The 13,419-nt window shown below is 40.8% G+C and carries 10 protein-coding genes and 1 pseudogene; 9 read left to right on the top strand and 2 right to left on the bottom strand.

The features are described 5' to 3' along the window. Nucleotides 1-5 precede the first annotated feature (5 nt). From UB32_RS12130 to UB32_RS12170, 9 genes and pseudogenes are all read left to right on the top strand, one after another. Nucleotides 6-1,526 (top strand): response regulator, encoded by a 1,521-nt coding sequence (locus UB32_RS12130; RefSeq protein WP_084221823.1) that lies wholly within the window; start codon nt 6-8, stop codon nt 1,524-1,526. 189 nt (nt 1,527-1,715) lie between these two features. Beyond that, nucleotides 1,716-2,942 (top strand): ABC transporter substrate-binding protein, encoded by a 1,227-nt coding sequence (locus tag UB32_RS12135; RefSeq protein ID WP_044394145.1) that lies wholly within the window; start codon nt 1,716-1,718, stop codon nt 2,940-2,942. A gap of 124 nt (nt 2,943-3,066) precedes the next feature. Further along, nucleotides 3,067-4,020, top strand: coding sequence for a carbohydrate ABC transporter permease (locus tag UB32_RS12140; RefSeq protein WP_084221824.1), 954 nt, complete (start codon nt 3,067-3,069; stop codon nt 4,018-4,020). A 5-nt stretch (nt 4,021-4,025) separates the two neighbouring features. Further along, nucleotides 4,026-4,850 (top strand): carbohydrate ABC transporter permease, encoded by an 825-nt coding sequence (locus UB32_RS12145; RefSeq protein ID WP_044394147.1) that lies wholly within the window; start codon nt 4,026-4,028, stop codon nt 4,848-4,850. 45 nt (nt 4,851-4,895) lie between these two features. Beyond that, complete coding sequence (locus UB32_RS12150; protein ID WP_044394149.1) at nt 4,896-6,971, top strand: amylo-alpha-1,6-glucosidase; 2,076 nt, start codon at nt 4,896-4,898, stop codon at nt 6,969-6,971. Between the two features lie 20 nt (nt 6,972-6,991). After that, nucleotides 6,992-8,628: pseudogene (locus UB32_RS12155) on the top strand (glycoside hydrolase family 13 protein). Nucleotides 8,629-8,718: 90 nt separating this feature from the next. Continuing rightward, nucleotides 8,719-9,579 carry an ROK family protein gene (locus UB32_RS12160; RefSeq protein WP_044394150.1) on the top strand — a complete coding sequence of 287 codons (861 nt, stop codon included), beginning with the start codon at nt 8,719-8,721 and terminating at the stop codon, nt 9,577-9,579. A 76-nt stretch (nt 9,580-9,655) separates the two neighbouring features. After that, complete coding sequence (gene manA, locus UB32_RS12165; protein ID WP_044394151.1) at nt 9,656-10,600, top strand: mannose-6-phosphate isomerase, class I; 945 nt, start codon at nt 9,656-9,658, stop codon at nt 10,598-10,600. Nucleotides 10,601-10,681: 81 nt separating this feature from the next. Continuing rightward, nucleotides 10,682-11,212 carry an NUDIX hydrolase gene (locus UB32_RS12170; RefSeq protein WP_044394152.1) on the top strand — a complete coding sequence of 177 codons (531 nt, stop codon included), beginning with the start codon at nt 10,682-10,684 and terminating at the stop codon, nt 11,210-11,212. A gap of 29 nt (nt 11,213-11,241) precedes the next feature. Here the strand turns inward: UB32_RS12170 and UB32_RS12175 are convergent, their stop codons facing one another. Next, nucleotides 11,242-11,778: a GNAT family N-acetyltransferase gene (locus UB32_RS12175; protein WP_044394153.1), complete on the bottom strand. Its 537-nt coding sequence runs from the start codon at nt 11,776-11,778 to the stop codon at nt 11,242-11,244. 300 nt (nt 11,779-12,078) lie between these two features. Then, the gene (locus tag UB32_RS12180) at nt 12,079-12,984 is read right to left on the bottom strand and encodes an acetamidase/formamidase family protein (protein WP_044394154.1); all 906 of its coding nucleotides are present in this window, start codon (nt 12,982-12,984) and stop codon (nt 12,079-12,081) included. Between the last annotated feature and the right edge of the window lie 435 nt (nt 12,985-13,419).

The following is a 13,419-nucleotide window of genomic DNA, read 5'->3' on the forward strand; positions in this document are numbered from 1 at the left end:
GTGATATGGTGAAAATTTTAATCGTTGATGACGAACCTCTAGTGAGAATTGGAATTAAGTCGAGCTATGATTGGGAAGGAAATGGATACGAAATTGCCGGTGAAGCTGAAGATGGTGAAAAAGCAGTAAGAATGATTGAAGATCTAAAACCGGATGTTGTTATTCTTGATATTAAGATGCCAAAAAAAGATGGAATACAAGTGCTAGAGGAGCTTCAGCAGAAAAAAATCGAAACATATATAATTGTTTTAAGCAGCTTTGATGATCTTGACCATGTAAAAAAGGCAATGAAATTAGGAGCAAAGGATTATTTCCATAAGCCAACGATGAACGGTTCATTGATTGCGGAAGCTCTCAATCAGGTTAAGGAAGAAAAGACCAATGCAAAAGCGGTTGTGTTTAATCAAGATACCATGGTGAAAAATGGAGCGCTTTATAACGCACTCCTCCATGGAAGCTTGGATATAGACCCTGGTTTGCTGACGATAAAGGAACATAATCTTACAGTCCTGGTTATGAAAGTAAGAAATATTGCTCAAGTACTGAATAGGTATTCGAATGATGAGCGATCTTTTTTTAAAAAATCGTTCATGAATCTTATGAAAGAAATCGTTTCCAAAGAAAAAGAAACAGAGTTTTTTTCGGTGGATGAAGAGGAATATGTCCTGCTGATTAGTCAAAGTAAGAGCCACAGCACTCAAGAGATCCAGGTAAAGATCAATAATCTTGCTGAATTCACAATTAATTCAATAAAACGATTGATGAATATCGATATACTGATTGGCTTAAGTGAACAAATTAGTAGTTTCAGTGGGATCAAAAATGCATATACAGACGCAAAATCGGCTCTAAATAATGCTTTTTTCGAACCAGACAAATTTGTTCTTCAATTTCAGAAATCCGAGAAGGAGGCTTGCCTTGAAGAGGCAAATTCCTTCATAACAAGATTCAAAGGATTTCTTCAAGAAGGTTACACCAAAGATTTTCTTGAAGAATTTCCTAAATGGGACCAATTTATCTGGGAAACCAGATGCCTAAATGAAGAGGATCTTAAAAAGATTTATAAAGGCTTCCTGTTCATTGTGATGCAAGAAGAAACAGAATATTTTCAGTCTGAAAAAGAGATAGACGAGATCATCAGCTATGACCAGCTTTCAGCTTATCTTATAAAAAAAATCGAGACAGGCAGTAAATCTGCATTGAATTTAAGTCCACTCACGACAAACATTCTAAACTATATTAACGCAAATTATCAGCAGGATATCTCATTAAAGCAGCTGGCGGAAGAGTTCTATGTCAGCCCTAATTACATAAGCAAGCTTTTCAATAAAGAAATGGAAAGGGGCCTGCTGGATTATGTAAATGAAATCAGGGTCAGCAAGGCAAAACAGCTTCTTAAAGAGTACCATTACAAAATTTATGAGGTCGCGGAAATGGTTGGTTTCAATAGCCAGGTCCATTTTAACATCGTTTTTAATAAACACGTCGGCATGACACCAAAAGAATACCGTAAGAGCAGACTCTAGGAAAGAGCCTGCTTTTTTCATGAGATGATTTTATTAAAAAAATACCAATAATATTAAATACCAAAAATTATTTTTCGTTAAAAGATCTATTTGATTAAAAAAATGATTGATTGATTAATTTTTTCACACGATTGAAAGCGCTATTATTAGAGTTAGAAAACAATATAACAAGATGAGAGGGGTTTAAAAATGTTCAAGAAAATAGCTGTTTTAGCAATTGCCTTGATGATGCTGCTGGTAGCAGGCTGCGGCAACTCTAATACGAAAAATGAAAGCGGTTCCGGTGATGCTGGTGGAAAGCAAACTGTCACAATGGGATTCTGGGGAACAGCAGAGGACTTAAAGCTTTATAAAGATGCAGCGGCGAAGATTAATGAAGAAAATAACGATTTTCAGTTGGAAATTAAACAATATCCAAGCAGTGAACAGTTTTGGGATACTCTTCCGGCAGAAATCGCAGCAGGTGTAGCTCCCGACTTTATCAAAGTATCTAACGAGGGTGCTTATGAGTATATTTCTAAAGGGCTTTTCACTTCATTAGATGAGTATATTAAATCACAAAATCTGGATATGAGCATCTTTAATGAAAATGTCGTCAATGTATGGAAAGTGGACGACAAACAGTATGGAATCCCGAACACAATGAATGCGGCAATGTTCTTTATCAATGAAGATATGTGGAAGGAAGCCGGTTTGGGCGAATATCCAAAGACATGGGATGAAGTATATGAAGCAGCAAAAATACTGACAAAAGGGGAAGTGCGCGGGATTGGTATCAATCTTCATCCGTACCATATCACAAACTACCTGAAAAGCTATGGTGGCGGATGGAATTACGGTGACAATATTGCTTCTGAAGAAAACATAAAAGCAATGGATTTTGTATTGAAAATGTATGAAGAAAAGCTAGCAGTCACTCCTAAAGAACTTGGCTTAGGATGGGACGGCGAAGTATTTGCAAATGAAAAAGCAGCAATGACTACAGGTGGCTATTGGTATAAGGCTTTCCTAAAGGATGCGAATCCGGATTTGAAATATGCAGTACTACCTATTCCTGAAGGAACTGAAAAAGGAAGCAGCATGATCTCAGATGCATATGTCCTTTTGAAGGATTCGAAGAATAAAGAAGCTGCCGTACAGGCCGCTTACAAGCTAACTAGCGAAGAAGTACAGAAGCAATTCATGGCTATTGGACATAACCCATCAAGAACGGCTTTGTCAGAGCAGTATTTCAACGAGAATCCAGAGTTCAAGGAAATCGAAAAAGCACTTGACTACAGCACGGACTGGGAATACCCAGAAAAGACAAAAATGTTTACAGACAAGTTGTCTGAAGAGCTCGAAGCGAAAGTCTTAGGCGGAAACGGTAAGTCAGCTAAAGATATACTGGAAAGTATCCAGCAGTCAATTAAATAATTACACTATCAGATATAAATTGAAAAAATGGTATAGCCGTAAGTGTCTGACCCCATTCCGTGGAGTGGGGTTCGGCACTTCAATTTTTTAGACAATATGTACAAAAAAGAATGGAGGAAAGCGTATGTTGAAGGCAGATACTTACGCCGGCAGAAATAAAATTAAAAAACAGACAACAAGACCACGATTCTCTTTAAGGTCACTGGCGGATTCTGACCAATTTGTCGGATGGGTATTCTCGCTGCCTTTTTTAATATTATGGGGGTGGTGGTTCTTTTATCCTTTCATGGAATCGTTTGTAAGAAGCTTCCAGGAAGTCAATTTCATGGATTTGAGTCAGGGAAAATTCATTGGATTACAAAACTACGTTCTCATCCTTCACGATCCGCAATTTTACCAGGCCTTGGGCAATTCCCTTAAAATCGTTTTGATTGCAGTGCCAGTACAGACTGTCTTGGGGCTCGTGATGGCGATTTTGGTTAATCAAAAAATCAAAGGAAAAGGACTTTTCCGCACCATCTTTTTTATTCCTTATATTACCTCACAAATTGCACTGACTACTGTAGCGATGATGCTTTTTAAAGAAAACACATTTGTTACGAAGTTTTTCACGGCTTTTGGCATGGAAAATGTAACATGGTTTGCAAGTACGAAATATGCGTTATTGTTTGTCACTTTATTGTTCATCTTCCAGCAGGTCGGATTTACGATGATTGTTTACCTTTCGGCTTTACAAGAAATTTCGAAAGAACTGTATGAAGCAAGTGTCATCGATGGGGCAAATGCATGGCAAAAATTCCGCTTCATTACTGTGCCTATGCTGAAGCCTGTAACATTCTTTGTCGTGTCTGTCGGAACAATTCTTGGCTTCCAGATTTTTGACCAAATCGCGGCAATTTCCAGATATGGCGCTCTTGGCTCACCAGCTGGAGCGACAAGCACGGTCATCACCTATTTCTATCAGCATGGGATTCGCTATATGAATCTGGGATACGGAAGTGCGGCTGTTGTTATCTTCTTCTTTATAATCATGCTGATTACGGTTCTGCAGAAAAAACTATTGGACGATAAGGAGTGATAAAAATGATTTTTACAAATAAAGTATCGAAAATAGGCATCTATACTGCAATTGTGCTACTTGCTTTGGTGTTTTCAGCACCTTTTTTATATACTCTGTACACTTCCTTTATTCCAATAAAATATGTTAATACATTCACAGGGTTGGAAAATTGGACCTTTGATAACTATAAAACATTCTTCACGAGTGATGCCTACAGTGTAAGTAAATGGCTTTTTAATACGGTCGTCATGACGGGAATCATTTTGATCGGCAACCTTATCATCAACCCGATGGCTGCCTATGCTCTAGCGAAGCTCGATTTTTTCGGGAAGAAATTAATTTTCTGGATTGTCGTCATCACAATGATGATCCCATATCACATGATCCTGATACCGGTATATGTGAATATGGCTAAGTTGGGATGGCTGAATTCTTTTGCAGCCCTGACGATTCCATTTCTCTATCAAGCTATCTATATTTTCATGCTTCGCCAGTTTTTCATCGGAGTGCCGAATGAATTGATAGAAGCTGCGCGCATGGACGGACTGACCAAGATGGGAGCTTTCTGGAGGATTGTCTACCCATTGTCCAAACCGGTCCTGATTACTGTTGCGATCTTGACATTCGCTGGGACATGGAACAGTTACTTGATTCCAAGTACTCTGGCCAATACACCTGAAAAATATGTACTTGTTGTCGGATTGAACAGTGTCAAAGATATGTTCTTCGAGAACACGCCTTTGGTCATGGCTGGTGTTGTATTGACAACCTTGCCGATTCTGGCGTTCTTCTTTGTCTTCCAGAAACAGTATATGGAAGGTATTTCGAATTCAGGCCTTAAAGGCTAATCGGGCAAATTAAGATTTATTTTACTTCTAAAGGATGTGCGGATTATGGATTACAGTGTCATTAAAGAAGGAGATTTATTTTTCCTGACGGAGAAGAACGGAGATATCACTTCAAACCTGGACAATGGGTACGGATTGTATACGAAGGATACCCGGTTCTTAAGCGGACTTGAAGTGCTTGTGGACGGAGAGAGACTTGAATTATTATCATCAGAATCAAACAAAAGCTATCTTGCCAGTATTCATTTGATGAAAAATGTAAACGACACAGGTGCTGTTGAATTAAAAAGGGAAAGATTCATCTTTGATGGTGTTCTCTATGAAAAAATCATTTTAACCAACTATTTTTTACAAACAAGAAGCACAGAACTTTTTATATCATTTGATGCTGATTTCCAGGATATGTTCATTGTTCGCCATTATCGTGAAGGAAATGTAGGCAAAAAGCTGGCCCCTAAAGTTGGCGAGAACGAATACACCATTCGTTACCAGGGGGCAGATGATATTTTAAGAGAAACTTTGATCAAATGGGATTGTCCTGCACAGAAGATTGATGAGCATGGCACTGTATCCTTCTCGCTTGAGCTAGAGCCGAAGGAAAGGCGGGAAATTTTGGTGACGGTTGCCCCGCTAATCGGTGGAGAAGGCGGAAAGGCACTCTTTTATGAAGAAGCTTTTAAACTGCTCGAAGATTCTTATCAGCAGTGGAAGAGCGAAACAACAGCGATAAAGTCGGATCTGCCGCTTTTTAATAGTTTGTATGACCGCGGCGTACAAGATGTGAGGATGCTGATGACTGATGTAGGGTATGGGGATATGCCGGTCGCTGGACTTCCATGGTTTGCTGTGCCATTTGGCAGGGATAGCCTGATTACTTCCTTATTCATGCTTCCTTTAAATCCATACAAAGTAAAAGGTACGCTTAGGACATTAGCACATTACCAGGGAATTAAAGTTAATAAATGGCGTGATGAACAGCCAGGGAAAATCATGCATGAAATCCGCTTCGGGGAACTTGTGACAACAGGACAATCTCCATTTAGTCCTTATTATGGAACGATCGATGCTACTCCTTTATTTCTTGTGGTGGTTGGTGAGTATTACAATTGGACCGGGGATCTGGAACTTGTGAAAGAATTACTTCCTAACATTCAGAGAGCGTTAGAATGGATCGATGAAATTGCTGAAGAGGGGACAGGATTTATTTCCTATCATCAAGAGGCTGAAAAAGGATTTCCAAATCAGGGATGGAAGGATTCTAGCAACTCGCTCGTCCATGAAAATGGGGAATATGCGAAGTCGCCAATCGCCCTTTCCGAGGTCCAGGGCTATATATACCAGGCTAAAAATACCCTGGCACCAATTTTACAGACTTTAGGAAAAAAAGAATTGGCGGGCAAACTGGAAGAAGAAGCTAAAAGATTAAAAGATAGCTTTGAAAAGTCTTTCTGGATGGAAGAGGAACAATTTTATGCGATTGCTTTGGATAAAGACAATGACAAAGTTAAGTCAGTGACTTCAAATCCTGGACACCTGTTATTTTCGATGCTGCCTGAAACAGAACGTGCTGAAAAGGTGGCTGACAGACTGGTACAGGATGATATGTTCAACGGATACGGAATTCGGACGATGAGCGTGGAAGCAGCAGGATATTATCCGATGAGCTACCATAATGGAAGTGTCTGGCCGCATGACAATGGAATGATTCTTCTTGGGCTCAGCAAACTAGGGTACAAGCAGCAGGCAGGCAAAGTGATTTCCGGACTAATTGAGGCTTCTAAGCATTTCGAATACCAGCGATTTCCTGAATTATTTTGCGGACATGGGGAAGAGGTTGGATACCCGGTTCTTTATCCAACAACATGCTCCCCTCAGGCCTGGTCTGCAGCGACTTCGTTCGCTTTTGTGCAATCTATCCTCGGAATCCATCCGAATTCTGTTAAGAAAGAAATACATCTGAATCCTTTCTTTATTGAAGGCATGAACACTTTGACAGTGGACAGGCTGTCTATTGCTGCAGGTGTATTATCGCTACAGGTGGAGAGAAATAGAGAGACTGGAAAAATTGATGTTGCAGTTGTTGAAAATACAACTGGCTATGAGGTTATAGTGACAAAATAAATTGCTTGAGGAGAGGACAGATGAAAAAAACGTGGTGGAAGGAAGCTGTAGTCTATCAGATCTATTGGAGAAGCTTTCACGATACAGATGGAGATGGATACGGCGACCTACAGGGGGTCATAGAAAAACTTGATTATATAAAAGAATTGGGGATCGATGTCATCTGGCTAAATCCTTTCTATGATTCACCAGATGTAGATAATGGCTATGACATCGCAGACTACCAGGGAGTGATGAAGAAGGCGGGAACGATGGAAACTTTCGACAGGCTGCTTGATGAAGTTCACAAACGAGGCATGAAGTTGATCATGGACCTTGTTGTTAACCATACATCAGATCTACACCCGTGGTTCCTTGAATCACGTTCTTCAAAAGATAATCCTAAAAGAGATTACTATATTTGGGAAAAAAGACATAATAACTGGCGTTCCTATTTTTCCCCATCAACTTGGGAGTACGATAGGCAGACAGGCGAATACTATTTCCATTCATTTGCTGTCGAGCAACCGGATTTGAACTGGAAAAACCAAAATGTCAGAGAAGAAATATATGAGATGATGCACTTTTGGCTGAAAAAGGGGATTGATGGATTTCGCATGGATGTCATAAACCTGCTCGCTAAAATCGACGGATTCCCCGATGCGAATAATCTAGTGGATATTTCCTATTTAGGGAATAACCCTGGAATTCATGAGTATCTGCAGGAAATGCATGAAAAAGTTCTCCGTCATTATGATGTGTTCACAGTGGGGGAAATCCCGTTTGTTACACCTGAAGATGGTGTGCTTTATGTTGGTGAACAAAGAAAGGAGCTTCACACACTATTTCATTTTGAAGTATGTGATGATATGGCTTCATGGGACTTGATTAGATTTAAAGAAATTCAAAAGAGATGGTATGAAGGCTTGTGGGAAAAAGGCTGGAATTCTCAGTTTCTGAATAATCATGATCATACACGAATTGTAACCAGGTTTGGGAATGATACTACTTACCGGGTAGAATCCGCTAAATGTTTTGCGACCCTGCTTCATACTCTGCCAGGAATGCCATATGTTTACCAGGGTGAAGAAATTGGAATGACTGGGATCAGATTTGAATAGATTGATGATTATAATGATATCTCCACAAAGAATAAGTTCAAGAAAGAAGTAGGAAAAGGCCGCGTTCCAGAAGAGGTCCTGGAAAGTCTGCAGCTGCTTTCCCACGATAATTTCAGGACACCTGTACAGTGGGATATGTCTGTAAATGGCGGTTTCACTACAGGAAAACCATGGATTAAAGTCAATCCAAACTACAAGGAAATCAATGTTGAACAGGCTATAGCTGACCAGGATTCAGTTTTCTATTTCTATAAGAAGCTTATCCAGCTGCGAAAGAAAATGAAGTCATGGTGTATGGGACTTTTGAAACTTACATGGACAATCATCCTCAAATTTATGTTTATACAAGGGAGTTGGAAGATGAACGCTGGCTAGTGATTCTGAATATCTCTGACCAGAAATCTCAGCTTGATCTTCCTTCATACTTGAATTTTAAGTTGAAAGAACTGATTTTGGCGAACTATCAAATTGATGATATAGAAGTTATTGAGCTACAGCCATATGAGGCTAGAGTTTATCGGATTGAGAAAAAGTTAGAGACACGGAGAAGTGTGTAGAATGCACTTCTCTTTTGTATGGAAAGCTTTTAGTTTGAAAGAAAAAGACTTATATTGTTATTAGTGAATACAGAAATGGAGGTTAGCAAAATGCTTGGAGCTATTGAAGCAGGGGGTACGAAGTTTGTTTGTGCGGTGGGAGATGAATTAGGGGGAATAGGGGAACGAATTCAGATTCCAACTACTATTCCAGAGGAAACAATACCTAGAGTGATAGCCTTTTTTTCTAAGCATGGGGTCGAAGCGATTGGGATTGGTTCGTTCGGGCCTATTGACGTAAACTTGGATAGTGAAACCTATGGTTCGATTACTTCGACTCCGAAGCCCGGTTGGCGTGGATATCCTTTTGTCCAGGAAATAAGAAAGGCGTTAGGGGTTCCTGTTGGCTTTAATACAGATGTGAATGCAGCGGCATTGGGTGAAGCCACATTTGGTGCAGCGAAAGGATTGGATAGTTGCTTATACATAACCGTTGGAACTGGCATTGGGGCTGGCGCAGTTGTTCAAGGAAAACTGCTTCAGGGACTTTCCCATCCGGAAATGGGGCATATCCTTGTAAGACGGCATCCGGAGGATCACTATAAAGGAAAGTGTCCTTACCACTCGGATTGCCTCGAAGGTCTTGCCGCAGGTCCTGCTATTGAGGAGCGTTGGGGAGCGAAAGGGATTGAACTGGTTAGTCGAGAAGAAGTCTGGGATTTGGAAGGATATTATATCGCCCAAGCTCTTATGCAATATATTTTGATTTTATCACCGAAAAAAATCATCCTTGGCGGGGGAGTGATGAATCAGAAGCAAGTATTCTCGTATTTCCAAAAATACTTACAAGAGTTACTGAATGACTATGTTGCCTTGCCGAGGTTGTCCGATTATATCGTAAGCCCAGGTCTTGGTGATGACGCAGGAATTATAGGTTCTCTCTTACTTGCCAGAAATGCAATACAAGAATAGGAAGGAAACATTGCCCTTCGCGAAAATGTCTTTTAATATGGTAGTTATGGAATCGTTACTATGGAGGTTTATGAACATGTCAAAACAACCACTATTTTTTGAACCGGTTTTTAAGGAGCGGATTTGGGGAGGGGTGGAGCTTGAATCTTTTGGTTATGAGCTTCCTTCTAACCAGACTGGCGAGTGCTGGGCGTTTGCTGCTCACAGCAATGGCCAGAGTATTGTGAAGAACGGGGAGCATAAGGGGGTAACATTAGGCGAGTTGTGGGAAAATCAGCGTCAGTTGTTCGGAAATATTGAGGGGGACCGTTTTCCGCTGTTGACGAAAATTCTTGATGCTGCTCAAGATTTATCGGTTCAGGTGCATCCGGATGATGAGTATGGTCTTAAGCATGAAGGGGACTTGGGTAAGACGGAATGCTGGTATATCATCGATTGCGTGGAAGGTGCGGAAATCATTTACGGCCATACCGCAAAATCAAGGGAAGAGCTTGCGGCGATGATTCATGACGGCAAATGGGAAGAACTCCTGACAAGGGTGCCTGTAAAGCCAGGAGACTTTTACTTTGTTCCAAGTGGGACAATTCATGCAATCGGAGCAGGAATTGTCATTCTGGAAACCCAGCAAAATTCGGATACAACTTACAGGGTTTATGATTATGACCGCAAGGATAAGGAAGGCAATCTGCGCGAGCTGCATATCGAGCAATCGATTGCGGTAACGACTGTTCCTGCGGCAAAGCCGGAAACCAAGCCTGTTTTCAACACATCAGGCGATATGAAAATTACTACCTTTGTGAAAAGTGACTATTTCACTGTCCATAAATGGGAATTGGCAGGCTCAGCTAAATGGAATCAGGACCTTTCCTTCCAACTGGTCAGTGTCATTGAGGGTACAGGATCACTCATTTTTAGCGGCGAGAAGTATCAGTTTAAGAAGGGGGACCATTTCATGCTGCCATCTGGGATGGGAGAATTTGAACTGGATGGAGTAGCGGAAATGATTGTTTCGCACTTGTAAAATACCAGCAGCAAATGTCTAGTAAAAATAGATATTTGCTGCTTTTTTCTTAAAAGTAACCCAGAAAGCGAGGCGAAGAAAATGGTTTGGAAAATTACGCAATCAACCACGAAAAAAGTGGACAGATTCAAGGTTACTGTTGATCGGGTTATTTTGCCAAATGAGGAAGAGAAGACCTTTTCGTATTTGGAGTTTGCAAAAGGAGTCTGCATCCTTCCGGTAACGGAAAACAATGAGGTCGTTTGTCTTAATCAATATCGCCATGCGATGAAAGACTGGCAATGGGAACTGCCAGCAGGAATGATAGAACCTGAGGGAAGCTCTCCGCTTGAGATCGCCAAAAAAGAGCTGGAGGAAGAAACAGGCTTCGTTGCTGAGCATTGGCTTGATCTCGGAAGCTTTTATCCTTCTCCAGGATCAACAACAGAGGAAATCTTCCTGTTTGCCGCCGCTGGCTTGACGAAGACAGAACAAAAGCTTGAAAACAGCGAGCAAATTGAACTGCATACGATGTCGATGGAAGAGTTAAAGAATCTGGTGGCCGAAGGGACCTTTAAGCATGGCGCCGGACTGGCGGCTATTCTTAGATATCACTTCAAGACGGATAATTAGGGTGATATCCAGTTAACAAATTTATATCTTTATTGTCTCATTGTATTTAATTCTGTATATACTTGCTCCCAAATCGCTCCTGCTGTGTCGTCTTGTATATACGGTGTAAATCCTAACCTCAAGTAAGCGTTAATGGCTTTAAGGTTGGTTGTCTGGGTTTTCAGATAGGCTTTTTGGTGTGTGCTGGCCAATTGTTGGAGCAAGAAGGCGAGCAATGGTTTTGCTAGTTTTTTCCCCTGGTATTCCGGCACAATTCCCACCCAGTGGATCCGCCCCATTTCCTCGCCGTTCAGCTCCCCATACCAGGCGCTTGCGGTACCTATCGCTTGTCCAGCTTCATTTTCGAGAAAAAACATCCTTTTTCTGACTTCGGCTGGATAAGGAGCGAATTCTTGCTTGAAGCGATCCAGCCCTGCATTCACCGAATCAAACTCTCCGGCATTTGTTAAAATGGCAGCCCAATCTTTTTCATCATTTTCAAAACTTCTAATATGATAAGCTTCTGGAACAGGATGGGTGGGAATATTTGATAGGGAACGTACCATGATGAGCGGCAGTCTTTGCATAGGAAATCCTCCAAAAAAAGTTTTCTAATATCTCAAGGTCCTGAGCTTTACCCTGTGTAACACTGACCTTTGATCTATTTGGATTCTATCAACACAATTAATCATTTGATTTTTAGTAGATATCTCTTGCTTTCACATGTCATTCCTTTCTCGTACGTTCCTATTTTTTAAAGTTAAAAGTACATGAAAAAAAGGAGCTCCTTGGTATGGCGCAGGGTGTCAAATCCAAAGAAATGACCCCTAATTTAGTAACCAAGGAAGACTCCAAAAATGATTTTAATCAAAATCAGAAAAAAAGTCTTAGTCGAACAATTTTATATCATAAGCGTCTAATAAATATTTTGGTACGAAAAATCGGGCGGTTACAAGCGGATCGACAATTTGCGATATTTGGGTCTGTCCAACTGCACTCATCAGCATTGTTAGTTGGCTCAATGGCAAATCGGTTTTGGGGAGGAGCAGGTCGATCATTTCTTCGACAGAAGTTTTGGCAGCCTCGTCTAACGTTGCTGCCGATACAATCGTTGCGACTCCTTCTTCTGATATCAGCACTGGATGCTTTAAAGACTGTCCCTTGATCACTGTCAGAGTCACTGTTACCTCACCCGCGATTTCAATTCCAGAGACACCGACTTCGCCATCTCCCATCGCTGCATGCAGGTCGCCTAATGCGAATAACGCTCCTTCGGCAAAAACAGGGAAGTAGAGAGTAGCGCCTTCGGTAATAAGCTTTGTATCCATATTTCCTCCATGCTCACCTGGAGTTCCACAGGAGACGGGTTCTCCAGCTGGAGCAACGCCAATTACTCCAATCATTGGATTTAGAGGAATTTGGAGTCTTTCGTTAAAAATAGCTTTTCCGTCTCGAATGGGAATCATCTTTGCTTCGAATTTCTCGAGGCGGTGTCCCATAACTCCTAAATCGGGCCCAGTTGCCATGACTCCTTCATTCTTCAGTTCCATTTTCTCAATTTTAACCGAAAGAATATCCCCTGGCTGAGCAGTCTCTACATAGATTGGCCCTGTAGCTGGATTGATTTTATCCCAATTAATCGAGTTGATCTCTGTATCATTCGAACGAATCTGATTTTGAAAGCAATCATAGGTTTCGATTTTAATTGTAGAACCAGAAGCGACTGATTTCACGGGTTTATTTTCCTTGCTAAAAGCGTAAATAGCATCCTTGCATGCAAGTGCCTCTCCCATTTGTGATCCTCCTAAAGTTTTTGGTTTTATTATACGTCAGTTTGATAAAGTGTCAAATTATTTAGAATTGAAAAAGAAAACTAGAATTATAATTGACTATTTGAAAAATAAACAAAAATCATTGCATTATCTGGCTATAAAAGATTAAAAGATAGCTGGGACTCGTATACTGCGTTAATTGATCTGATTTTTGCGGAAGTATTTCGTCTCAGCAGTGAGAAGGTAGAGGATATTCCTCATACTCACCGAATGTTAGCAGATGCTCTTAAGCTGGAAAAAAAGGATCACTTTATTGCTGAACTGAAGGATCATTATACAAAGGGGAAGGAGAAGCTGCTATCAGCTTGGGATAGCAGAATCGATTAAATTACAGATTTTCCGAACGGGAAAGTCCACTACGGTGCGATAGCACCCCCTTTAGGGGTGGGATGAGAG

It is taken from the genome of Mesobacillus subterraneus, assembly GCF_000934845.1.
GTDB lineage: Bacteria > Bacillota > Bacilli > Bacillales > Cytobacillaceae > Mesobacillus > Mesobacillus stamsii.

What these genes read in the sequence shown, in the direction of transcription:
- UB32_RS12130 (WP_084221823.1), top strand. Translation starts at nt 6, where the DNA reads ATGGTGAAAATTTTAATCGTTGATGACGAACCTCTAGTGAGAATTGGA.
- UB32_RS12135 (WP_044394145.1), top strand. Translation starts at nt 1,716, where the DNA reads ATGTTCAAGAAAATAGCTGTTTTAGCAATTGCCTTGATGATGCTGCTG.
- UB32_RS12140 (WP_084221824.1), top strand. Translation starts at nt 3,067, where the DNA reads ATGTTGAAGGCAGATACTTACGCCGGCAGAAATAAAATTAAAAAACAG.
- UB32_RS12145 (WP_044394147.1), top strand. Translation starts at nt 4,026, where the DNA reads ATGATTTTTACAAATAAAGTATCGAAAATAGGCATCTATACTGCAATT.
- UB32_RS12150 (WP_044394149.1), top strand. Translation starts at nt 4,896, where the DNA reads ATGGATTACAGTGTCATTAAAGAAGGAGATTTATTTTTCCTGACGGAG.
- UB32_RS12160 (WP_044394150.1), top strand. Translation starts at nt 8,719, where the DNA reads ATGCTTGGAGCTATTGAAGCAGGGGGTACGAAGTTTGTTTGTGCGGTG.
- manA (WP_044394151.1), top strand. Translation starts at nt 9,656, where the DNA reads ATGTCAAAACAACCACTATTTTTTGAACCGGTTTTTAAGGAGCGGATT.
- UB32_RS12170 (WP_044394152.1), top strand. Translation starts at nt 10,682, where the DNA reads ATGGTTTGGAAAATTACGCAATCAACCACGAAAAAAGTGGACAGATTC.
- UB32_RS12175 (WP_044394153.1), bottom strand. Translation starts at nt 11,778, where the DNA reads ATGCAAAGACTGCCGCTCATCATGGTACGTTCCCTATCAAATATTCCC.
- UB32_RS12180 (WP_044394154.1), bottom strand. Translation starts at nt 12,984, where the DNA reads ATGGGAGAGGCACTTGCATGCAAGGATGCTATTTACGCTTTTAGCAAG.